At 63.1% G+C, this 21,269-nt stretch carries 18 protein-coding genes; 16 read left to right on the forward strand and 2 right to left on the reverse strand.

Going from position 1 to position 21,269, the window contains the following annotated elements; all coding sequences use genetic code 11:
• Positions 1-17 precede the first annotated feature (17 nt).
• Positions 18-1,901, reverse strand: a complete 1,884-nt coding sequence (locus tag HPY44_08340) for an ABC transporter ATP-binding protein (GenBank protein ID NSW56007.1) — start codon at positions 1,899-1,901, stop codon at positions 18-20.
• 128 nt (positions 1,902-2,029) lie between these two features.
• On the opposite strand from HPY44_08340, the gene HPY44_08345 reads away from it, so the two are divergent.
• The 13 genes from HPY44_08345 to HPY44_08405 all read left to right on the forward strand — a co-directional run bounded on the left by HPY44_08345 (position 2,030) and on the right by HPY44_08405 (position 16,742).
• Complete coding sequence (locus tag HPY44_08345) at positions 2,030-2,743, forward strand: hypothetical protein (protein NSW56008.1); 714 nt, start codon at positions 2,030-2,032, stop codon at positions 2,741-2,743.
• The gene (locus HPY44_08350; protein ID NSW56009.1) at positions 2,736-3,389 is read left to right on the forward strand and encodes a class II aldolase/adducin family protein; all 654 of its coding nucleotides are present in this window, start codon (positions 2,736-2,738) and stop codon (positions 3,387-3,389) included. The genes HPY44_08345 and HPY44_08350 overlap by 8 nt, the downstream gene beginning before the upstream one ends.
• A gap of 36 nt (positions 3,390-3,425) precedes the next feature.
• Positions 3,426-4,385, forward strand: coding sequence for a DUF4349 domain-containing protein (locus HPY44_08355; protein NSW56010.1), 960 nt, complete (start codon positions 3,426-3,428; stop codon positions 4,383-4,385).
• A 468-nt stretch (positions 4,386-4,853) separates the two neighbouring features.
• A complete protein-coding gene (locus tag HPY44_08360; protein ID NSW56011.1) occupies positions 4,854-5,609 on the forward strand; it encodes an enoyl-ACP reductase in 756 nt (251 codons plus the stop codon).
• A gap of 209 nt (positions 5,610-5,818) precedes the next feature.
• Positions 5,819-6,814, forward strand: coding sequence for an AAA family ATPase (locus HPY44_08365; GenBank protein NSW56012.1), 996 nt, complete (start codon positions 5,819-5,821; stop codon positions 6,812-6,814).
• Positions 6,815-7,035: 221 nt separating this feature from the next.
• Positions 7,036-7,917 (forward strand): DUF58 domain-containing protein, encoded by an 882-nt coding sequence (locus HPY44_08370; GenBank protein NSW56013.1) that lies wholly within the window; start codon positions 7,036-7,038, stop codon positions 7,915-7,917.
• A gap of 6 nt (positions 7,918-7,923) precedes the next feature.
• On the forward strand, positions 7,924-8,898 hold the full coding sequence (locus HPY44_08375) for a hypothetical protein (protein ID NSW56014.1): 975 nt from the start codon (positions 7,924-7,926) through the stop codon (positions 8,896-8,898).
• Entirely contained in the window at positions 8,898-9,902 is a 1,005-nt protein-coding gene (locus tag HPY44_08380) for a VWA domain-containing protein (GenBank protein ID NSW56015.1), read from the forward strand. The genes HPY44_08375 and HPY44_08380 overlap by 1 nt, the downstream gene beginning before the upstream one ends.
• 3 nt (positions 9,903-9,905) lie before the next feature.
• Positions 9,906-11,015, forward strand: coding sequence for a VWA domain-containing protein (locus HPY44_08385; protein NSW56016.1), 1,110 nt, complete (start codon positions 9,906-9,908; stop codon positions 11,013-11,015).
• Complete coding sequence (locus HPY44_08390; GenBank protein NSW56017.1) at positions 11,008-11,811, forward strand: tetratricopeptide repeat protein; 804 nt, start codon at positions 11,008-11,010, stop codon at positions 11,809-11,811. Before HPY44_08385 ends, HPY44_08390 begins: the two co-directional genes overlap by 8 nt.
• A gap of 125 nt (positions 11,812-11,936) precedes the next feature.
• Positions 11,937-13,589, forward strand: a complete 1,653-nt coding sequence (locus tag HPY44_08395) for a BatD family protein (GenBank protein ID NSW56018.1) — start codon at positions 11,937-11,939, stop codon at positions 13,587-13,589.
• Positions 13,586-14,410: an SH3 domain-containing protein gene (locus tag HPY44_08400; GenBank protein ID NSW56019.1), complete on the forward strand. Its 825-nt coding sequence runs from the start codon at positions 13,586-13,588 to the stop codon at positions 14,408-14,410. Before HPY44_08395 ends, HPY44_08400 begins: the two co-directional genes overlap by 4 nt.
• 16 nt (positions 14,411-14,426) lie before the next feature.
• A complete protein-coding gene (locus tag HPY44_08405; protein NSW56020.1) occupies positions 14,427-16,742 on the forward strand; it encodes an EamA family transporter in 2,316 nt (771 codons plus the stop codon).
• A 58-nt stretch (positions 16,743-16,800) separates the two neighbouring features.
• Here the strand turns inward: HPY44_08405 and HPY44_08410 are convergent, their stop codons facing one another.
• Positions 16,801-18,093 carry an ISKra4 family transposase gene (locus HPY44_08410; GenBank protein NSW56021.1) on the reverse strand — a complete coding sequence of 431 codons (1,293 nt, stop codon included), beginning with the start codon at positions 18,091-18,093 and terminating at the stop codon, positions 16,801-16,803.
• 220 nt (positions 18,094-18,313) lie between these two features.
• Here HPY44_08410 and HPY44_08415 point away from each other — a divergent pair, with 220 nt between their 5' ends.
• From HPY44_08415 to HPY44_08425, 3 genes are all read left to right on the forward strand, one after another.
• The gene (locus tag HPY44_08415; protein ID NSW56022.1) at positions 18,314-18,784 is read left to right on the forward strand and encodes a CBS domain-containing protein; all 471 of its coding nucleotides are present in this window, start codon (positions 18,314-18,316) and stop codon (positions 18,782-18,784) included.
• Positions 18,785-18,918: 134 nt separating this feature from the next.
• The gene (locus tag HPY44_08420) at positions 18,919-20,289 is read left to right on the forward strand and encodes an ArsB/NhaD family transporter (GenBank protein NSW56023.1); all 1,371 of its coding nucleotides are present in this window, start codon (positions 18,919-18,921) and stop codon (positions 20,287-20,289) included.
• Complete coding sequence (locus HPY44_08425; protein NSW56024.1) at positions 20,286-21,074, forward strand: 2-hydroxyglutaryl-CoA dehydratase; 789 nt, start codon at positions 20,286-20,288, stop codon at positions 21,072-21,074. The genes HPY44_08420 and HPY44_08425 overlap by 4 nt, the downstream gene beginning before the upstream one ends.
• The last annotated feature ends 195 nt before the right edge of the window (positions 21,075-21,269 follow it).

The following is a 21,269-nucleotide window of genomic DNA, read 5'->3' on the forward strand; positions in this document are numbered from 1 at the left end:
TCGGTGTCCGTTGCGGCTCAGGCATCAGTGCTCTCTTCGGCTTCGTTGCTCTCCTCGGCTTCCGGAGCGTCGGCCTTCATCTGAGCAATGTGCTCTTCCACCTTCTCCTGTGCCCGCTTGAACTGCACCTCGCAGAGCTTCTCATACAGGCCGCCCGCGGTGGCAAGCTCGGCGTGGGTCCCGCGCTCAACGATGCGCCCGTGGTCGAGTACCACGATCTCATCCGCGTTCATCACCGTGGAAAGCCGGTGGGCAATGATGAACGTAGTGCGATTCTTCATCAGCTTGTCCAGGGCGTCCTGAATCAGTGCTTCAGATTCGGAGTCCAGGTCGCTGGTGGCCTCGTCCAAGATCAAGATGCGCGGATTGCGCAGCAGAGCCCGGGCGATTGCGATTCGCTGCCTCTGTCCCCCGGAAAGCCTGGTCCCGCGCTCGCCGACGATGGTCTCGTAGCCGTCAGGCGACTCCATAATGAAGTCGTGGCAGTTGGCGGCAATGCTTGCCTGCACGACTTCCTCGTCGGTCGCCTCGGGCCGCCCGTACTTGATGTTCTCACGCAGCGTGCCCTGGAACAGGAAATTCTCCTGGAGCACCATGCCGATGTTTCGGCGCAGGCTGCTGATCTGGATGTCTCGCAGGTCATGTCCGTCCACGGACACTGACCCGGCTGTGGGATCATAGAAACGCGGGATGAGATGCACCAGTGTGGTCTTCCCGCTGCCGCTGGGACCGACCAGCGCGGTGACGGTGCCCGGTCGACCGATGATATTGATGTCCTGCAACACAGGTTCGCCAGGGTCATAGTGGAAGTCCACGTGGCGGAACTCTACAAGGCCCTCCACTTTCTCGAGGCGCACAGGTTTCTCAGGCGGCTGCACGTCGGGCATTGTGTCCAGTGTTTCGAAGATGCGCTCCACCGCGGTCATGACCCAGTTGAGCATGTCATTGATTGTCACGAGAGCGATGACCGGGCCGTACATCATGCCCATGTACGTGCGGAAAGCAACAAGTTGCCCCAGGCTCATCCGGTTGTTGATGACCAGCAGGCCTCCGAGCAGCAGGACCACGAGACCCGCCAGGCTGGTGATCAAGTGGGCATTGATGTTGAGAATAGTCCGCAGGCGCCCGGTAATGATGTTCAACTTGATGGTGTCGCGCACTTCACGCACAAAACGCCGAGCTTCGTACTGCTCGCGCGCGAAAGCCTTGATCACTTTGATGCCCGCGATGGCTTCCGACAGCGTCGCGTACACGTCCGAATACTGATCACGCGCCTCCGCTGCCGCATGGTGGATCTTTTTCTGCATTGCCAGGAAGTTGATGGCGTACAGGGGCAGAACCCCGACGGCGATGAGCGGCAGATGCAGGGAGTTGGTCTTGATGCCGTATCCGATAACGATCCCAATGGCGATAATCAGCGTGACGATATTCGTGAGCATGTCCACGATGCCACTGCTGAGGATCGATTGCACGGCATCCACGTCGTAGAGAACCCGGGCCATGATGCGACCGCTGGGGTTCCGTTCGTAGTATCTCATCGAAAGCCGCTGCAGGTGCCTGAACAATCGCTGGCGCACATCGAAGACCACACGGTTGCCGATGAAGAGCAGGAGCATCGACCGCCAGTAGCCCGTTGCCGCTCCCAGGACGGAGACGCCAATGAGTACTGACACGACCAGGAACAACAAGCGGCGGGCTTCGGCAAGCGTGCTCTGTGTCTCCGCCGCCGACAGTTCCGTCCATCCTTTGCCGTACAGAGGCGTAAGGTTGTCGATTACCAGCTGCATCAGGTACGGAGACAGCATGGTGAAGCCCGTGGTCACGAAGACCAGGAAGATGGCAGTGGCCAGGGGCACACGGTAGGGGCGCGCGAACCGAAGAAACCGGAAGAACAAGGACATACGAACAGCCCCGCTGAGAGGGATTGCGGCTTGTGCTCCGCTCGGCCACAGATTATAACCCACCCTGTGCCGGGCGTAAACAACCCAGAGACCCGAGCTAATCAAAGGCCTTCAGACGGAGCCCACCCATGTTCGCACGCTTCAAGCGGCAATCTGATAGCGGCCTTGCGCATCGCCTTGACCCGGCGTATCATCACCCGGCCTGGGATCGCCTGCTCGGAACCTGCCGGCTGCCGCTTACGCGCTTTGGTGAGTTCATTGACCATATCACTTACGGGCCGATTATCACCGGTCCGAAGCCCGAACCCCTGGACGCAGGCATTCGCCTGATCCATCAGGGGCAGGTCGCGCCCACCGGTGTCGACCCCCGCGAAAGTCCTTTCGTCGCACCTGGAAGCCCGTGGGATCTGGAGCGGGCGAGACTCATGCCCGGCGACATTGTTTTCCCACGGTCTGGCGTCGCTGGTGTGGGGAAGAATCGTGCCGCGGTGTTCCTGGACGACTATGACGCCGTGGTCGGTTCCTTTGTCGACCTGATTCGCCTGCGGGAACTAGACCCCTGCTACGCGTTGCTCTGCCTCAAGACGGAACTGGTCTGGGCACAGATTTATCGTATCATCAACGGGGTGGGTACACCTAACATCAGCTTTGACGAAATCAGCTCACTGCAGCTACCTATGGCGCGTGAGCCCGTGCAAAGGGCCCTGGGTGATGAGTTCCGCCAGACAGTGCACGTACTCCATCTGCGCTGGCTGGCTGGTGACAAGTCGGCTGGCGAACAGGCGTGCAGGCGACTTTCCCAGCTGGTCCGGAAACTCGACGGGATGATCTTCAATGGATGAATGCAAGGCGAGAGAAGATATCTGCCAGGTGGGCCGCATGATGTGGCAGCGCAACCTGGTGGCCTCCAACGACGGCAATATCAGCGTGCGCATCAGCGCCGACCGGGTCATCTGCACCCCCACCGGCGTCTCCAAAGGCTTCATGCAGCCAGAGAACCTGTGTCTGGTGAGCATCGAGGGCGAGTGGCTGGACGGCCCGAAGCCTTCCATTGAGACGCCCATGCACACCTGGGTCTACCGCGCTCGGGAGGACGTGCTGGCGGTGGTCCATGCCCACCCGCCCTATGTGACTGCGTACTCCTCATGCGGTCGAAGCATCCCCATCGACATCCTGACCGAGATGGCGCTCGGGCTGGGCGAAGTGCCCCTCATAGAACACGGAACTCCGGGCAGCATGGATGTTCCCGCAATGCTGGAACCGATCATCGACACCGCCGACGTGTTCCTCATCGCCAACCACGGGGCCCTCAGTGTGGGGAACGACGTTTTCGACGCGTATTTCAAGATGGAGTCCCTGGAATTGTGCGCCCAGACCACCTTCATCGCCGAACAGCTCGGGCCGAAGAGAATCCCGCAGGATCAACTGGACACGCTCTTCCAGATGCGCCGGGAACGCATTGATGCAGGCAGGCGTCCAAAGGGCTGAAGCCGGACGCTCAATCCGCCGTTGAGGGGGATCACGATGCAAAAGCGCTCCCTGGCACGACAGGTCGCAGTTCTCGCGGTTGGTGTCTGTCTGACGGCGCTCATCGTGCTCGCCGGCTGCATGTCAGCGCGGGAGAAGGGGCGTTCAGCAGGCGCTCCCCCAGACGCCGAGATGGTCATGTCCGCTGACAAGTCCCTGTCAGTGGATGAGTCGTACGACGCCGCCGGGCCTGCCGGTGGTGTGGGTGGAGTCGGCGGTCCTGGCGCTGAAGGCTCCGCGCAGGCTCCAGTTCCCGCCGCCATCGCCAACCGCAAACTCATACGCACCGGTCAGATACGAGTGGAGGTCGAGGACACCGAGGCCGCCATGCGCCGGATTCGGGAGATCAGCGCCAAAGCGGGCGGCTTCATAGGCGACACGTCCTTGACCCGCCACGACGACGGGAGCCATTGGGGCAATGTGACGATCCGGGTTCCTACCGACCAGTTCGACACCATGCTCCAGGGCCTGCAGGAACTGGGCCGGGTGCACGAAATCTCCACTGACACGCAAGACGTGACCGAGCAGTACGTGGACCTCGAGGCCCGCATCCGCAATCGAAAGCGCGAGGAAGAGGCGCTGCTGGAACTCATGAAGCGGCGCGGCTCTCTCGAGGACATCATCCGCGTGGAGGCCCGGCTGTCCGAAGTCCGCGAGACTATCGAGCGTTTTGAGGGGCAACTGCGCCTGCTCAAGGACCAGGTGGCCCTTTCGACTATCACGGTTTCTCTATTCGAGAAGGGCGAGGCGGCGCTGGCCGAGACGCAGGAATACGACGCCGGCTTCCATCTTCGCAGCGCGGTCCGGGCCCTCATCGGGATCTTGCGGGGCATTGGCACGGCGGTGATCTACCTGGTCATCGTCGGGTGGGTGTTCTGGGTGCCACTGGCGCTGATTATCTGGGCAGTTAGGCGCCGCAGGGCATCACGCAGGGCGAAGGAAACCCGCAGCGAGTAACAGGGCCGCACCCGCATCGGTCCGGAGTAAGCCCCGGGCTTTGCGGCATTCCTGCGTCGGCCGGTCGCTCGCCTGAGCGCGTCCAAGTCTCCCGGGTGGGCCTTTGGTCTCGCAGCCTGCGAAGCAAGCGTCAGCCTATGGCCACGGGTGGAGTGAAGCGAAAGGGAACTCGTGGACCAGGAGACGCCTTCGCCCTTTCGAGCCCTCCCGATGGGCCGCACAATGCAGTATCGGCCGGCGCGGTCGTGTGGCCCTTTTCAGGGCTCTGCGGCCTTTTTCGAGGCGTCTTCCGGGGCTGTGTCCTGCCCTGGGGGGCGCCCCCCCTGGCTCATTCGTGCCGCCGGGTGACTGGCGCGATTCCACAGTTTCGTGTATCATACGGACATGCGAGTCCCGCGCAGGCAAGCGCCTCTGGCGTTGCTGCGGGGGACTCTTTGACTGAAGAAAGGACGGAATCAAATCACGCGTATGTTGACAGGGAAGAAGGGCGTCATCTACGGAATCCGAAGTCCACGGTCCATCGGCTGGACCATCGCCCAGTTTGCGCACAAGCATGGTGCTGAACTTTGCCTCAGTTACCGGGGGGAGCGCGAGCAGCGCCGCGCCGAGCAGTTGTCCGAAGAGCTCGGCGGCGCCATGATCGCTCCCTGCGACGTCACCTGCGACCAAGAGATCGCTGCCCTTTATGACAAGCTCGGGCAGGAGTGGGATAGCCTGGATTTCATCGTCCACAGCGTGGCTTTCGCGCGGACTGAGGACATGGAAGCCGGCATGGTCGGCACCACGCGCGAGGGCTTCTCACTGATGAACGAGATCAGTGCCCATTCGCTCATCGCCGTGACCCGTCCGGCGGTGCCGCTCATGGTCAATGGCGGCAGCATCGTCTCGATGACTTACATGGCCAGCGAGCGCGTTGTGCCCTCCTATGGCCCGATGGGCGCGGCGAAGGCGGCGCTGGAGTGCATCACCATGTATCTTGCGTCGGAGCTTGGCCCGAAGGGCATCCGCTGTAATTGCCTGTCCCCTGGCCCCATCAGCACCCCCGCCGCTCGGGGTATCCCTCAGTTCACCAATCTCCTGCGGGGCGTGGAGAATTGCGCCCCGCTGCACCGAAATGTGACGTTGGAGGAGGTCGCGAACGCCGCGGTCTTCCTGCTCAGCGACATGTCCAGCGCCATCACGGGTGAGATCCTCCACGTCGACTGCGGCATGCACGTGGCGTAGTCTACTTATTTCGGCACGGCCCGACTGCTCCCGGTGCGTCTTCCGACTGCCGGGAGCAATTCGCGGCCCCCGCGCGTTTATGACATGCGTGTCGGCCAGTTCGCAGGCCACTCTATCCGCGTGAGGTAGCAAGGGTGGACGCTCGCATCAGTGAACTGAATGAACATATCGCAAAGGAATCCCAGTTTGTGCGCGCGCTGCGGGACCAGATGGCGCGGGTCATTGTTGGCCAGACTGACCTGATCGACAGGCTCATCCTGGCACTTCTCGCTAACGGGCACGTTCTTGTCGAGGGCGTGCCCGGTCTTGCAAAAACTCTCGCCGTGCGGACCCTCGCCGGGGCCATCGACACCGGCTTCCAGCGCCTGCAGTTCACTCCGGACCTTCTCCCCGCGGACATCGTCGGCACGATGGTGTATGACGAGCGCTCTCGTGACTTCTTCGTGAAGAAAGGCCCGATCTTCTCCAACCTTATCCTGGCCGACGAGATAAACCGCGCACCGGCCAAGGTCCAGAGCGCCCTGCTCGAAGCCATGCAGGAGCGCCAGGTGACCATCGGCGGGGAGACTTTCCGTCTGGATGAGCCCTTCCTCGTGCTGGCCACCCAGAACCCCATCGAGCAGGAGGGCACTTACCCCTTGCCTGAAGCCCAGGTGGACCGCTTCATGCTCAAAGTCCGGGTGGGGTACCCGGATAAGAGCGAAGAACTGGGCATCCTCCGACGCTGGGCGCGCGCAGAGGGTCCCCGAGCGGAGATCGTGTGCGAACCGGGGGACATCCTGCGAGCGCGACAGGTTATCCACGAGATTTATATGGATGAGCGCATCGAACAGTACATCGTGGACCTGGTCTGCGCCACCCGTGATCCTCGCGGAGCCGCTCAGGATGCCCGAGCCCGCTTGCGCGCCAGGGTCGATCTGACGCTGGAGCAACGCCGGGCGTGGGAAGAGAGTATTCAGACCCTCGAGAATTGCGATGCTCTCATCGACTACGGCGCTTCGCCCCGCGCTACGATCTATCTCGCGGTCACAGCCCGCGCACATGCTTTCATGGAAGGCCGCGGGTATGTGGTTCCGGATGACGTGCTGGCGGTCGGCCCGGATGTCCTGCGCCACCGCATTCTGCTTTCGTATGAGGCGGAGGCCGAGGACCTCACCAGCGAGGACCTGGTGGACCGGATCTTCAAGACGGTGGAGAGCCCCTAGGGCAAGGGCGACCCGCTGCCTTCCGTTGCGCGGGGCATGCGACTCGCCTGCCAGCCGTCTGCCTTTCGTCGCGTTGAGGAGGCGTTCCGCCTGTCGGCCGTTGGTCGCTGTCGTAGCCGACCTGAGGGGCCGCATAGGCGAAGCGCCTCGGTCAAGAAGCGCCGAACCTATCCAGCCCTGCTGTGCCCTGTGCCTTTGACGCCCTCCAGGAAGGATCGACCGTGGATCAGGCTGACATTCTCCGCAGCGTGCGGCGAATCGAGATCCGCACCGATCGGCTCACCACCGATCTGTTTGCGGGCGGCTACCATTCGGTCTTCAAGGGGTTGGGCCTGGAGTTCAATGAAGTCCGCGAGTACACTCCTGGCGACGACATCCGCAGCATCGACTGGAATGTGACCGCTCGCACGGGCAGCCCGCACGTCAAGAGTTTCGTCGAGGAGCGCGAACTCACCGTCGTTCTCGTGGTGGACGCCAGCGCCAGCCTGGATTTCGGCTCCCAGCAGCGCACAAAGGCCGAAACCGCGGCAGAAGTCTGTGCCCTCTTGGCATTCTCGGCCACCAAGAACCATGACAAGGTCGGCCTCGTCATGTTCACGGACGATGTTGAGCTCTATCTGCCGCCGCGCAAGGGTCGCCGGCAAGTCTTGCGGGTCATCCGCGAGGTCCTCTATTTCCAGCGCAGGAGCCCTGGCACCAACCTGCGCAACGCCCTGGAGCACGTCTCGCGCACTCTCACCCGCCGCGCCGTGGTCTTTGTTGTCTCGGACTTTCAGGACGTCGGCTACCTGGATGCTCTGACTATTCTTGAGCGGCGGCACGACGTGATCGCGGTGGACTTGTATGACCCGCGTGAACGCGGGCTGTGCAATGTCGGGCTGGTCGAGTTGGAGGACGCCGAGACAGGCCGCCTCACACTGGTTGATACTTCGGCACCGGGGTTTCTCCGCCGCCACGCAGCCCGCGCGGAGGCTGAAGCCGCGGCACGCCGCGAGCGCTTCCTGTCCCGGGGCATCGACCTCGTCCCGATCACCACAGAGCAAACGCCGGTCGATCCGCTCGTCGCGTTTTTCGAACGCCGACGCAAGCGGCTGCGTCACTGATTCACCATGACAGTCCCCAGGCTCCTGGTCATCAGCTTGCTGTTCGTCCTGGCGTCCGACCCGGCGCTGCCCCCTCGCGCGCTTGCAGCCGAAGACCTGTCCGGCGTCCAGGTGACTGCAACGTTGGACAAGGACCGAATTACCATCGGCGACGTGTTCGGTTACGAGATCCGCATCACCGCGCCAAAAGGCGCGCGCATTGACACGCCGGACCTCGCTGAGAAGCTTGCGCCCCTCGAGGTCCGTGACCTCAAGCGAACCGACGAAACCAGCAAAGACAAGCTCAATGTGACGCTGGCGTACAGGCTGCAGGTCTTCGAAGTGGGGAAGAGGACCATCAGCGGTCTGGAGATTCCGTGCAGTCTCCCTGGCAAGGAGAAAGCCGCGCAGGCACGCGTTCCGGGGGTGACTCTTCAGGTTGCCGGCGTCGTGCCTCCCGATGCCAAAGACATCCAGGATATTCGCGACCCGGTACCGATCCGCATGAGACGATCCGATTGGCTGCTTGCGGCCCTGATTGCCGCTCTGCTGGTCGCGGTGCTGGTTGTCCTGGGACTGTGGATGGCACGGCGTCTGCGCGATCGCCGCCGGCGTCCGGAGCCGCCCAAGGTCGTCACCGCGCAGTCCTGGGCATTGTCTCGTCTGGCCGAGCTGGAGCGACGCAATCTTCCCGCACTCGATGACTGCCCCGGGCACTATGCGGAGTTGGTGGAAATACTGCGCGAGTTTGTTGAGGCGCGATATGATCTGCCCGCCAACGAGGGCACGACCGCAAGCCTGCTGCGCGATTTGTGGCGGGCAGGCGCCGATCCGGGCTTCGTGCAGCCCCTGATGGCGGTGCTGAGAGAAGCCGACCGCGTGCGCTTCGGTCGTATTCCCGTGGGTCCTGCAGACGCCGGCACGGCCCTGGCGACCGCGCGCGAAGCTATCTGGATCGCCGGAGCTTCAGACCCGAAACCTGAAGAGGAGGACGCGGGTTGATGTTCTTCGCTTCTCCCTGGGCATTTTTCGGGCTGCTCGCGGTGCCTCTGCTAGTCTGGCGGGCCTTGCGCCCTTACCGCAACCGCCAAAGCGGTATCAGTTTCTCCAGCGTCGCGGACTTGAGCGACGGCGTCTCCCTTCGCGGGATCCTGTCGGCGAGTGTGCCGTGGATCAAGATTGCGGCCTTGATCTTGCTCATTATTGCTCTTGCGCGCCCGCAGCGGCCGGCTTCTGTGGACAAGGAGTCGAGTCAGGGGATCGACATCATGCTCGCCCTGGATATCTCCGGGAGCATGCTTGCGGAAGACTTCAAACCCAAGAACCGCTTTGTGGTCGCCCGGGAGACCCTGGAACGTTTCGCACTCCAGACCGTGAATGACCGCCTGGGCCTGGTGATCTTCGCCGGACAGGCTTTCACCCAGTGTCCTCTGACATTGGACAATGAGATGGTCGCTGAACTGGTCCGTGGAGTGGAGCAGGGGATCATACAAGACGGCACGGCCATCGGCATGGCCATCGCCACTTCGGCCCACCGTCTGCGAAACTCCAAGGCAAAGAGCCGCGTCATTATCCTCATGACGGATGGGGTCAATAACAGTGGGAAAATCGACCCCATCACTGCAGCACGTGCGGCGGCGGCTCTCGGGATCCGCATCTACACGGTGGGTGTCGGCAAAAAGGGCGGAGCACCCATCCCCATCGGGGACGGACTGTTCGGGAAACGCTACCTGACCAATCCTGACGGAACCCTTCAGATGACAGACATTGATGAAGAATCTCTGCGCAAAGTTGCACAGATCACCAACGGCAAGTACTACCGAGCTACAGACGCCACAGCCCTGCAGTCGATCTACAATGAGATTCGCGCCATGGAAAAGAGCAAGTTCGAGCTGAAGAAGCGGCGCCCGGTGGTGGAGGAGTTCACGCGCTTCCTTTGGCCCGGCGTTGTTCTTCTTGTGATGTGCATTCTGCTGGAGGAAGTGTTCGCGCGAAGGACGCCCTGACCTATGCACGGGTATTTCACGTGGAACAACCCGGCCGTCCTGCAGCTTCTGTGGTTTGCCCTGTTGCTGGTGTGGATAGTCTTCCGCGCCGCCGGCAAACGCCAGGCAGCCCTGGGCGCCTTCCTGCAGGACAGGTTCCGCCCGGCAGACTGGCGCTGGCACCGACGTCTTCGTTTGCTCAAGGGGCTCCTGTTGGTGGCCGCGATGTGTCTGCTCGTGATCGCCGCGGCTCGTCCCAAGCTGGGCACGGAGGTCCAGAAGATCCCCGCTCGCGGTGCAGACGTGGTTTTCATCCTGGATACCAGCGACAGCATGCTGGCCCAGGATGTGAAGCCCAGCCGCCTGGAGGCGGCCAAACAGGCGGCACTGGCGCTGATAAACCGGCTTCAGGGCGACCGCATCGGCATCGTGGTGTTTGCCGGCAGCGCGTACATGTACTCGCCGCTCACCATCGACCCGGATGCGGCCGCGATGTTCGTGACCAGCATCGAACGCGGCTCCGCGCCTGCTCCCGGAACTGCCCTGGGGGGGGCACTGGCGTCCGCGGTGCGCCTTCTGGAAAAGGCCGAGTACAAGTACCGGGCCATCGTGTTGTTTAGCGATGGCGAGGACCACGAGGGCTTCACGCTCAATGACGTGAAGCAGGTGAGGGCGAAAGGCATCCAGATCCATGTTGTCGCGCTCGGGAGCACTGAAGGAGCCCCAATCCCGGTTGAGGAAGTCCAGAGGGAGAAAACGGACCCGGCTCGCGACCCACTGGGGATGTTCAGTGAACTGTTCGGCGATGATGATGGCCCCCGTACAGTGAAGTCGCGGTTCAAGCAGGACCGCAATGGCGAGATCGTGATCACGCGCATGAATGAGAAAGTGCTCGCGGAGATTGCGAAGGAGGGTGGCGGGGTCTTCGTTCGCAGTTCCGAGAGCGGGATCAACATCGACCGGGTCTATCAGGCCATCGCCAGCCTCGAAAGCGCTGAGGTTGGATCTTACCAGTTCACACGCTACGCCGAGCGTTTCCAGTGGCCACTCGGCCTGGCCGTCCTGCTTCTGGTCATCGAATCACTCCTACCGGCAGCACCCCGGCGCGGCCCACGGGAGCGCAATCATGTATAGATTGACCCGTTCAAAGCTGATCAGCCTGCTACCCGCGATGTTTGCGCTTATGCCCGTGCTCATGGGCATGTCCCTTCCAGGCGAATTTGCGAGGCTGGTGGAAGCCGGCAATCGCTTGTACAGTAAGGGTGAGTTCAAGTCTGCCCGCGAAAAGTATAACAAAGCTCTGGAGCTTGATCCCGAGAGCGCCGAAGCGGCCTTCAACGCCGCCGCCGCAGACTACCGACTCGGAGATTTCGACGGGGCACTGAAAGGCTTCTCGGAAGCGGCCAAGGCATCCGATGGAGAATTGGCGCGGTTCGCCCACTACAATGCCGGCAACGCTTGCTTTCGCCTGGGCAAGCTGGACGAAGCGATCGAGGCTTACAGGAAGGCCCTGACGCTGGACCCCACCGACGAGCGGGCCAAGTTCAACCTGGAGTTCGCCCAGCGCAAGCAGCAGCAACAGCAGCAGGGCGCCGGGGGCAAGCACGACAAGAAGGATCAGCAGAAGCAGGAAAAGCAGCCGGAGCAGAAGACTGACGCGGACAAGGAGAAGCAAGAAGGCCAGCAGTCGCAGGACCAGAGCGAGGACAAGGACGAGACGAAACCCGAAGACCAGCAAGGCGAAGATCAGCAAGGCCGGGACCAGCAAGACGCGGACAAGCAGCAGGATGCGGCCCGGGAGACCCGCCCGATGGACAAAGAACAAGCCGACCAATTGCTCAAGGCCCTGGCGCAGGAAGATGCGAACGTGCAGAAGATCATCCGCCGTGTACCCATGACCCCCCCTGCTCCCACGGATAAGGACTGGTAACTCTGCGGACCGCAAGCTCAACAGACTACCGCCCTTTCATGGCGCTCGTGGCTTTGGTCGCGAGCACCTTGGCCGTGTGCTGCTTTCCGGCGCCAGGCTGGGCGGAGGCAACCATAGAGACCGACGTGAACCGTTTCTCGCTCTCCACGGATGATCTGCTGTACATGAGCGTAACAGTGAACAGCGACCCGTCTCAGGACGTGGAGGAACCTGAACTCGAGGAATCCCCCGATTTCGTTGTCATCGGCGTCCCCAGCCGGGAGAGCGGGTTTAGTCTCGTCAATATGAAGGGGACGAAGTACATCCGCAGGACGTATACCCTCCAGCCGCTTCGGGCGGGCGAACTCACGTTGCCGGTCGCCACCGCGGTCGTGGACGGGCAGCTGCTGCGCGCCAAGCCGATCACGGTCAGCGTCCAACGTGGCGCCGGCGGTGGCGCCCAGTCTGCCGGGCCTACGCCCCAACCGGCGCCGTCAGGTTCAGGCGCAGTGCCTTTCGACAGTGATCAGGCTTTTGCCATCGTCCTGCGCGTCGAGCCCCGCGAGGCCTTCGTGAACCAGCAGTTGACCGCCATCGTGGAATACTACACTGCCTACCGTCTACCGCATGGACCGGGCCAGGAAGCGCCGCATGCCGAAGGATTTGTCGCCGAGGCCCTTCCGGATCCCGATCCGGAATACGTCACCGTTGATGGTCGCCAGTACGTGCGTGCGACCCGCCGCTGGGCTCTCTTCCCTGCAACTCCCGGCAGCCACACGATCAAGGCCGCACCCGAGGAACTGATGCTGCCCCCTGTGTACCAGCGCGAGGTTTTTGAAAGCAACCAGGTCCGCGTGTCGGTGAAACCGCTTCCGACGCCCCCCGCGGGATTCAGCGGTGCGGTGGGGCAGTTCACAGTCCAGATCAGCGCCGACAAGCAGCGCGTGAAAGCCGGCGAAGGTCTCACGGTGCGTGCCATCGTGGACGGAACCGGGAACATTCAGGCAGTCCGGGCGCCCGACCTCAAGGTGCCGGACTGGTGCAAGGTCTACCAGTCAGGCGAGAAACGCACTTCCGAGCCGCGCACACTGGGCGGCCGGCTGCTGCTGGGTGGACGAGCGGAATTCGAGTACCTCGTGGTGCCCCGTCGCGCGGGACAACTGGAGATTTCTGGCGCTAGCCTGCGGTACTTCGACCCCGCGGCTCGCGCATACAAGACCGCCCAGAGCGCTCCCGTTTCGGTGACGGTGACCGAAGGTGAGGTTATTGAGGAAGCGACATCGGCTGCGGGGGATACCGCGCTGATGCACATCCACACCGACCGACCGCGTCTGCATGCACACCCGCCGCTGCCCTCGACGCCCGTGATCCCCACAGTGCTGACTGCCTGCGCTCTCGCGCTGGCAGGTTCCGCTGCGGTCAGGGTCAATCGGCAGCGGCGTCTGTCCGACCCCCAAGGCTTCCGGGCATCCGCCGCGGCAAGGCAGGCTCGGCGCTCACTTGCGTCTGCGGAGAAGCTCCGCGGCAATGCCGTGGTGGATGCGGTCGCGGAGACGGTCCGGCAGTACCTTGCCGACCGCTTTGCTCTGCCCGCGACCGGCATCGCGCTCCAGGAGATCGCGTCCGAGTTGGAACGGCGCGGCCTGGCGTCTCCTGTCGTGGGGCGGGTCACCACGCTTCTATCGTCCTGCGGCGACATGCGCTTCGCCCCTGGGGGCGCCGCAACCTTGGAACCGGCGGCGCTTATTGACCAGGCCAAGGAACTGATCGACGCTCTTGAGAAGGCGATGGACCGATGATCGCCTCTGACCGTCTTCTGCTGCGGTTCGCACTCCTGCTGGCGGCATCGACGGCCGCCCTGCCGCCCTGGTCTGCTTGCGCGAGCTCCGTTGATGTCGCCGAGATCTTCGCCCGGGCCAACGAGTCCTACGACAAAGGAGACTTCGCCTCGGCGGCGGCCGGCTACGCGCGGTGCGTCGAACTGGGCGCGGACGGGGCCGATGTGCTCTATAATCTGGGCAATGCTCGCGCGCGTTCCCACCAGCCCGGTCAGGCAATGGCCGCATACTGGGCCGCGAGACGGATCGCGCCGCGCGACCCTGATCTGCTGTCGAATATGGAGCAGCTCACCGCAATGCGTGCCGACGCAGCGCCTCAGGTCCCGCGTTCGTGGCTCATGGCGGCAGCCGGGGGGCTTGTGCTCCGATTCACGGTGAACGAACTGGCCGGCGCGGCGCTTCTGGCGCTACTCGCTCTCACAGTGGCCGGTGTGTTGCTCATCCTGCGTGAAGGCCCGCAACGCCGTCTATGGGTGGTGTTCCTGGTGTTGGCGCTGGCGACAGTGGTTACAGGCGCCTCGGCTTGGGCGAAGTGGGACCACGACTACAGGCATCCCCCCGCTTTTGTGACCGGCGACCCGGCAACCATGCGGTCCGGCCCGGGGAGGCATTTCGAGGTCACGGGCAATCTGCAGGCCGGCACGCAGGTGGAGCCGATCCGGCGGTCGGGGATATGGACCGAGATTCGCCTCGCAACCGGCAAGCGCGCCTGGTTGGAGGAGAGCAGTCTGGCGCGACCGCCGGAGGCCCGCGCATCCGGCAAGCACTCGAAAGCTGAGTGACGCACACAGGAGGCCGGTGGACACGCAGCGCAGTCTGACGCCGTACTACTTCGTGGTCGCCGGTGTCATCCTCCAGGGATTGTCTCCCGTCCTGACCAAGCTACTGCTCATGGACGGCCTCTCCCGGGAGTCAGTTGTCACTGCCCGCTATCTACTGGCCGTGGCGCTGATGATACCCTTCGGCATCCCCCACAAGCGCCGCGATGGGCCCACCGAGCGGCCGCGACCCCAGGACTGGCTTGGACTGTTCCTCGTGGGCGCCCTGGGTTCGGGCGTGGGTGCGCTGCTTTTCACCGCGGCCCTGGAGTTTTCCTCCGCCGGCGTCGTCAATTCCATCTCGAAAACCGCGCCGATCTTTGTCGCGTTCCTAGGCTACCTGACTCTGAGCGAACGGGTCAGTTCCGTACGCCTGCTACTCGTTGGCGCGATGGTCGGCGCTGACGCACTGATCGGCCTCGGCGAGCTCACCTTTGGTGTCTCTGAGGCCCGAACACGACTTCTTGGGGATGGTCTCGCGTTGTTGGCCGGTATCACCCGTGCTACCGCCGAGATCCTCGCAAAGAGCGCTCTTTGTCGCTTCAGCCCCTCCACAGTTACTCTTTGGCGGTTCGGCGGCGGTTTGCTCGTGACCGCCAGTGTATCCCTGGTGAACGGTTCGTGGCCCGACCTGATGGAACTCGACCCGAGGGGCGTTTTCCTACTGCTTCTTCTCGGCGGTGTCAGCACAGCCCTGTCCATGTATCTGTATTACCGCGGCACCGCCGAGATACCGGTGCATGTCGCGGTCAGCCTGAAGATATTGGGAGCCGTGGTCACCGCGGTCGTGTCCTGGGTGGTGCTGCGCGAGACCCTGAACCTGTACCATGTGGCGGGTATGGGCGTGCTGATCTCCGGCGGCTACCTGCTGGTGATTCGCACTGCCCGGGAAACGCCTGCAGTCCCGGGTGAGCTCGAGGAGCCTGCCCCTGCCGCTGCACCTGAGCCGCCTACCCGGGGCCAGCTCCGGGCGCGACTGACGTGGATCATCGCCTCGATCATCGTCGCGACACTCCTCGCTTCAACGCTCCTGTCCATCCGGCACACCAACAACGTCGTCCGGCAGCAGACGCGGCTTACCATGGGCAAGGTGGCGGCGGTCCTGGTTCAGCTGACATCGCTGGAGGACCCGATATCGCGCAATTCGCTCCAGCAGTTCATCGACCGCGTTGTGCGTCATCGCCTGCGGGATGACTTGTTCTCGGTGGACATTGTCTACATCGTGGTGGCGGACGAAAACGACAATGTGATCGCCTTCGCGGTGAATGAGGATATCGCGCTGGTGACCCGCGATGGGCGTCCGTACCGGCCCACTGACCCGCGCGCCGCGCAACAGCTGGTAGCAATGTCCCGCGCTGGGCAACTCGGGCGGCGGCAGGACCTGATCCCGGTGCGCGCAACCCTACGGGGCAACGGGCACGAAGCTGAACGCAGCCCGTACGTGGAGATTGGGTGCAAGCGCAGCATCGCCAACCGGGTGCTGGCGGAAATCGCGATCCGCAACCTGGTGCTGGTGCTGGTGCTGGTGGCCCTGGGCATCGCCGTTGCGTCCGGCTGGGTGCGCCGAATGACTTCCCCCCTGGAGCGCCTGGCGATCTCAATGCAGCGCCTCTCGGGTGGCGAACTGGACCTGCCGTTGTTCTCCGAAGGTCGGGGCGAACTGCGGGAGATGGGCGATTCCCTGCAGGATCTGCGTGAGGCCCTGCGTCTCGGCGGAGCCCTGCGCCGGTCGCTGGTGAACTACGCGAGCACCCAGCTTGGACACGCAGTCCCCGGCTGCGAGAGTGCCGGTGATCCCGCCGAGACCCGGGAGACCGTGCTGATGTTCGTCCGTCCGCCCAGTCCCGCTCCGGGCGAGTCATCTCCCGACATTCCTGCGCTGGTGGATCGCGTGGTGACCACGGCTCTGCGCAATGATGGGGAGATCCTCGGCCAGGCGGATGGCCAGGTGGTGGTCGGATGGAGCGGAGGCGGGGATGAAGACGCCCTCTGGGCAGCAGCGACGGCGCTCCGGGTGGTGCACTCCGATCCTGTGGGCGGACATTCGGCTCCCACGGTGATGCTCAGTGCGCAGTCCCTTTCATGCGCCGGACCGGGGTTGGATCTCATGCGCATCGCCGGGGAACTCCCAGCCGTGCCTGAGCCTGGCGCTGTGTATGCTGATCGAGGCTTCGTTGAACTCGCCGGGGGACTGGTGGAGGCCGTTGAGACCGGCGATCCGGCGGTGTGGCGCATTGTCGGAATGCTCGAGGATGCGGGTGATTTCGCGGGGATTGCGGGTGTGGAAGAAGGATAGACGCGGGCGCGAGGTCCGGCTTCTGGGTCGGACTCGATTTTGTTGGTAGATTGACGTTTCATGCTGCTCTTGCGGCTTTATTGAGGCGGTCGTAGTCACCGTTGAGTAGGGCGCATCGGATCGCCAGCACCGCATCGGCACCCGATCGCGTCCAGCGCATCCCCGCCCGCTTCATCCGATGCCCAATCACAACTTTGCACGCCGCTTCTACCGGTCCGCTGCCGATCATCATCCCTCGGGCGCGGAACTGCGGGTAGGCCATGCGCTTGCGGTGCCGGGTGAAATACCCCGTCTCGGTGCGTATCACCGCGGCTGCTTCTGGCGTCGACGCTTTCATTCGTCTCAAGGAACGCAGCAGGCTGCGTGGACCCGTGTCACGCAGCTTCCGGCAATGCTCCCGGGCCCACCGATCACCCGCCGCACTGTCCTGCGCATACAAGGCCCGTCGCAGTGTCCAGATGTGCTCGCAGGCGTGCCAGTAGTCCACGATCTGCGTCGCGTCTGGGAAATGGTGGGCTGCCAGATTCCAGATCCACTCCGCCCCATCCCCGATCACCACCTGCTCTTGTGCCTGCTCCACGCCCTGGAAAACCGCCGCCGCATACATTCGTTCTGCGAACTGCTCCGCAGGCTCCTGGGCCGCGACATAGTAGCTGTGGATGGCCTCATCGTTCCCTTCCGCGTCCGGTTCCCCTCTGTAGATCACCCCCGCCTTAATCTCATGCCACTGACCGTCAATATGCGCGTGAGTGCCATCCACAGCCACGTACACACGTCTTGGGGCTTGCGCCACAAGGGGCAGAACTTCCCCATCAAACACCGCCGCTATCTGTTCCCTCTCCTGCTCCCGCAGCTTCGGACCAAGCTCATAACTGACCTTTTCCGCGCAGCTTTCCACCATGTGCAGACCCGTTGTCAACTCCACAAGCTCGCACATCTCCTGATACGTGACACGACCAATGAAATGCCCCGCTAACGCCTTCACAGCAGGCGTCCATTGTAGGCCCGTTACTCCCTGCCGAGCATCCCACGGGATGTGTCCCGTCTTGCACCCACGGCAGTAGTAGTAGCTGCGCAGGACCTTCACCGTACCTGCCAGCGTCATCAAATACTTGGGGCGGTAATCAATGAATTTCGCCCGACGACCGCACGAGCAGGCGATACTGCAACCCTCGTAACTCGCGCGATGGCTGATCTGCTCTACCCCTTCTTCCACGACTACCTGAGCCACCTGGCGACCGATCGTGACCGCCATTTCTTCCGCTTCCTGCACGCTGTTCACCGACAAATGTTCTTTGCACCAAGCGCGGAAGCCATCAAGCAGGTCCTGCATCTGTTCGCGTGGAACCATGACGGGTCACCCCTGTATCGGTCTGTATTGGTCTGGCACACACAGTTCTCGATACAGGGGTGACCTCCCTGCAAAAACCCACCTACTTACGGCGGTCAGACCCCCGGCTGCTGCACCGTTTGACCCACTGCACGACCTGCTGCTATAATCCCCCCGTGAGTGCTCGGCGGAGCTGCATGCGGCTCCGCCTTTGACTATCTGGATTCCTGTGGGTGGCCTGATGGTTGCACGCGATATCATGAAGACCGAAGTCGTGTCACTCCTGGGCACCGACACCGCTCGGCGCGCGGGTGAAGTCATGCTGGAGAGCGGCCACTCGGCACTCCCGGTTCTCGATGAGAACGGGAACCTGCTGGGAGTGTTCGGGGAGTCAGATATCCTTGCCCTGACCCTGCCCGAGTACCTGTCCTCGGTCGATCTGAGCTTTCTGCCGAAATCCGTAACTTTCCCGATACCCGGTGGCCAGGACCTGGACAGCGTTCACGTCGCCTCCGTACTCCGCCCCCAGATGCTGCGCGCGGTCCCGCCTGACGAGCCGGTGGTCGAGGTGGCGCGCATCATGATTCGCGAGCACGTACGCCGCTGCTTCGTAGTTGAGGGCCGCAAGCTTGTGGGGATCATCAGCCGGCGCGACCTCATGCATATCATCGTGCGCCCCACCATTGAGAGCAACGGGAGTGAGCAGGCGTGACCCTGTACGACTACCTTGGGGCCGCGCTCTTTGTCCCAATCGCCGCCCTGCTCCTGCGCCGTCTGAGATTCGCCCCGCTATGGGCCGTCGTGGTTCCGCTTGTCACCTCCGGGCTATTCTTGGGTCTCCTGACAATCGGCCTCACGCTTCCCCAGTCGGCGGCATCGGCGCTGTTCATCTTCGCCTACATCGTGATCGCCTCGGAACGGGTCCACAAGACCAAAGTGGCCCTTGCCGGGGCTGCAGTGATGCTCGTTTTCGGACTCATCGACCAACATACGGCTTTCCACGGGCATGAGGAAGTGGAAGGCACCGACTGGAACACCATCTTTCTGCTCATCGGGATGATGGTGATTGTGAGCATCACGCGCCATACCGGTGTCTTCCAGTGGATAGCGATCAAGGCTGCCAAGCTCGCCAAGGGCAGCCCGGTCCTGATCATGATCTACCTGTCCATCGCCACCGCCGCACTCTCGGCGGGGTTGGATAATGTGACGACCGTGCTGCTCATCGCCCCCGTAACCATCCTGATCTGCGAGAGCCTCGGGGTCGATCCCGTCCCGTTCCTGATTGCGGTGGTTCTGTCCTCGAACATTGGCGGCACGGCTACGCTCATCGGGGACCCACCCAATATCATGATCGGTTCATCGGCCAGGATAGGCTTCAACGACTTCCTCATCATCAACGGACCTGTGGTCCTCGCGATTATTGCGGTCTTCCTCGCGACGATCTGGTTCACATTTCGCAATAGCCTCAAGGTGACGCCTGAACAGGCCGCACAGGTGATGGAGTTCGACGAAACCCGGGCCATCACCGACAAGATCCTCCTGAAGCGCTGCCTGTTCGTTATCGGCGCGGTGCTCATCGGATTTGGGCTTCATGGGCAGCTGGGGCTCGAGCCTGCGACAATCGCTCTCGCCGGCGCCGCGGCACTGCTTCTGATGCCCCGGGCCGACCCGGAAGAGACACTCAAGGAAGTTGAATGGCCCACGATCTTCTTCTTCGTCGGCCTTTTTGTCATGGTCAGTGCGCTGGTGAAGACCGGCGTGGTGCGGCTGGTCGGGCAGGGGATCATCAGCCTGACCTGCGGGGATGACATCTCGGGCGGCCTCGACGGCGGCCAGCGGTTCGCCCTGACCATGGGCGTGTTGTGGTTCTCCGCAATCGCTTCGGGCATCGTGGACAACATTCCCTTTGTCGCCACGATGAACGCGGTTATCCACGACATGGCGTTCAACCTGCACCCGGACGCCGCAAACGCCGACTTCTTCCAGATCGCCCACGCGCCGGACATCCTGCCACTGTGGTGGGCCCTGTCACTCGGAGCGTGTCTGGGTGGCAACTTCACCCTGGTGGGCGCGTCCGCCAACGTGGTGGTCGCGGGGATTGCCGAACGTTCCCGGCACCCACTGAGCTTCGTGCGATTCATGAAATACGGGATCCCCATCACGCTTCAGGGGATCATCCTGTCCAGTATCTATCTCTGGTTCAAGTTCCTGCGATGATCACCGTTGGCGTGGATGTGGGTTCCGCGACGACCAAAGCGGCGGTGCTGGATGCGGTCGCCATGCAGGTTGTCGCCACCTGGCAGGAGCCCACAAGCTGGAGCCCGTCGGAGACGGGCGCTCGCGCTCTCGCACGCGTGCTGGAGATTGCTGGGCTGGAGCGTGGACAGATCGCCTGCATCGTGGGCACAGGCTATGGCCGGTTTGCGCTGGCTGAATCCAACCTGCGGGTGACCGAGATCACCTGCCATGCCCAGGGCGCACATGTGCTGGCCCCCGAGACGCGCACGGTGATCGACATCGGCGGCCAGGACAGCAAGGCTATCGCGCTGGCGCCGGACGGGAAGCCCGAGACATTCGCCATGAACGACAAGTGCGCCGCCGGTACCGGGCGGTTCCTGGAGTTCATGGCTCGGGCGCTCGATGTGGAACTCATGGAACTGGGGCAACTCGCCCTGCACTCTGATTCGCCGGCGCCGATCAGCAGCGTCTGCACGGTCTTCGCCGAATCCGAAGTGGTGGGCCTGCTTGCCGATGGGGTGGCGCGCGAGGACATCGCCGCCGGGCTCTGCCGTGCCGTTGCCCAGCGGGCCATGGCGCTGGCAAACCAGGTGGGCGTCCGGGAGCCGGTAATGGCCACCGGCGGGGTTGCGCTCAATGACGGAATCATCGCCGCCCTTGCAGTCGAATTGGGCTTTGAGCCCCTGCGCGTCGAAGCGCCCCAGATGGTGGGAGCAATCGGCGCTGCATCGGTTGGGGCTGAGAGGATGACCCGCGACGAATAGATCACTGCTCTGCTTCCTTCTGTTGATCGCGTGCGCCCTGGCCTGCTGTCAGCCTGAGCCTGGCGACGCGGTGCGCCGCCTGGTCAATCAGGGCACCAGTTTCTACCGTGAGGCCAAGTTCGATGCCGCTCGCAATTCCTTTGAGCGCGCACTGGAGCTTGCGCCGGGGTACATCGCAGCCACCCAGTGGATGGC

It is taken from the genome of Armatimonadota bacterium (assembly GCA_013314775.1).
Lineage (GTDB): Bacteria > Armatimonadota > Zipacnadia > Zipacnadales > JABUFB01 > JABUFB01.

Coding starts and splice junctions, on each gene's coding strand:
- HPY44_08340 (NSW56007.1), bottom strand. CDS start 1,901: ATGTCCTTGTTCTTCCGGTTTCTTCGGTTCGCGCGCCCCTACCGTGTG.
- HPY44_08345 (NSW56008.1), top strand. CDS start 2,030: ATGTTCGCACGCTTCAAGCGGCAATCTGATAGCGGCCTTGCGCATCGC.
- HPY44_08350 (NSW56009.1), top strand. CDS start 2,736: ATGGATGAATGCAAGGCGAGAGAAGATATCTGCCAGGTGGGCCGCATG.
- HPY44_08355 (NSW56010.1), top strand. CDS start 3,426: ATGCAAAAGCGCTCCCTGGCACGACAGGTCGCAGTTCTCGCGGTTGGT.
- HPY44_08360 (NSW56011.1), top strand. CDS start 4,854: ATGTTGACAGGGAAGAAGGGCGTCATCTACGGAATCCGAAGTCCACGG.
- HPY44_08365 (NSW56012.1), top strand. CDS start 5,819: ATGGCGCGGGTCATTGTTGGCCAGACTGACCTGATCGACAGGCTCATC.
- HPY44_08375 (NSW56014.1), top strand. CDS start 7,924: ATGACAGTCCCCAGGCTCCTGGTCATCAGCTTGCTGTTCGTCCTGGCG.
- HPY44_08380 (NSW56015.1), top strand. CDS start 8,898: ATGTTCTTCGCTTCTCCCTGGGCATTTTTCGGGCTGCTCGCGGTGCCT.
- HPY44_08385 (NSW56016.1), top strand. CDS start 9,906: ATGCACGGGTATTTCACGTGGAACAACCCGGCCGTCCTGCAGCTTCTG.
- HPY44_08390 (NSW56017.1), top strand. CDS start 11,008: ATGTATAGATTGACCCGTTCAAAGCTGATCAGCCTGCTACCCGCGATG.
- HPY44_08400 (NSW56019.1), top strand. CDS start 13,586: ATGATCGCCTCTGACCGTCTTCTGCTGCGGTTCGCACTCCTGCTGGCG.
- HPY44_08410 (NSW56021.1), bottom strand. CDS start 18,093: ATGGTTCCACGCGAACAGATGCAGGACCTGCTTGATGGCTTCCGCGCT.
- HPY44_08415 (NSW56022.1), top strand. CDS start 18,314: ATGGTTGCACGCGATATCATGAAGACCGAAGTCGTGTCACTCCTGGGC.
- HPY44_08425 (NSW56024.1), top strand. CDS start 20,286: ATGATCACCGTTGGCGTGGATGTGGGTTCCGCGACGACCAAAGCGGCG.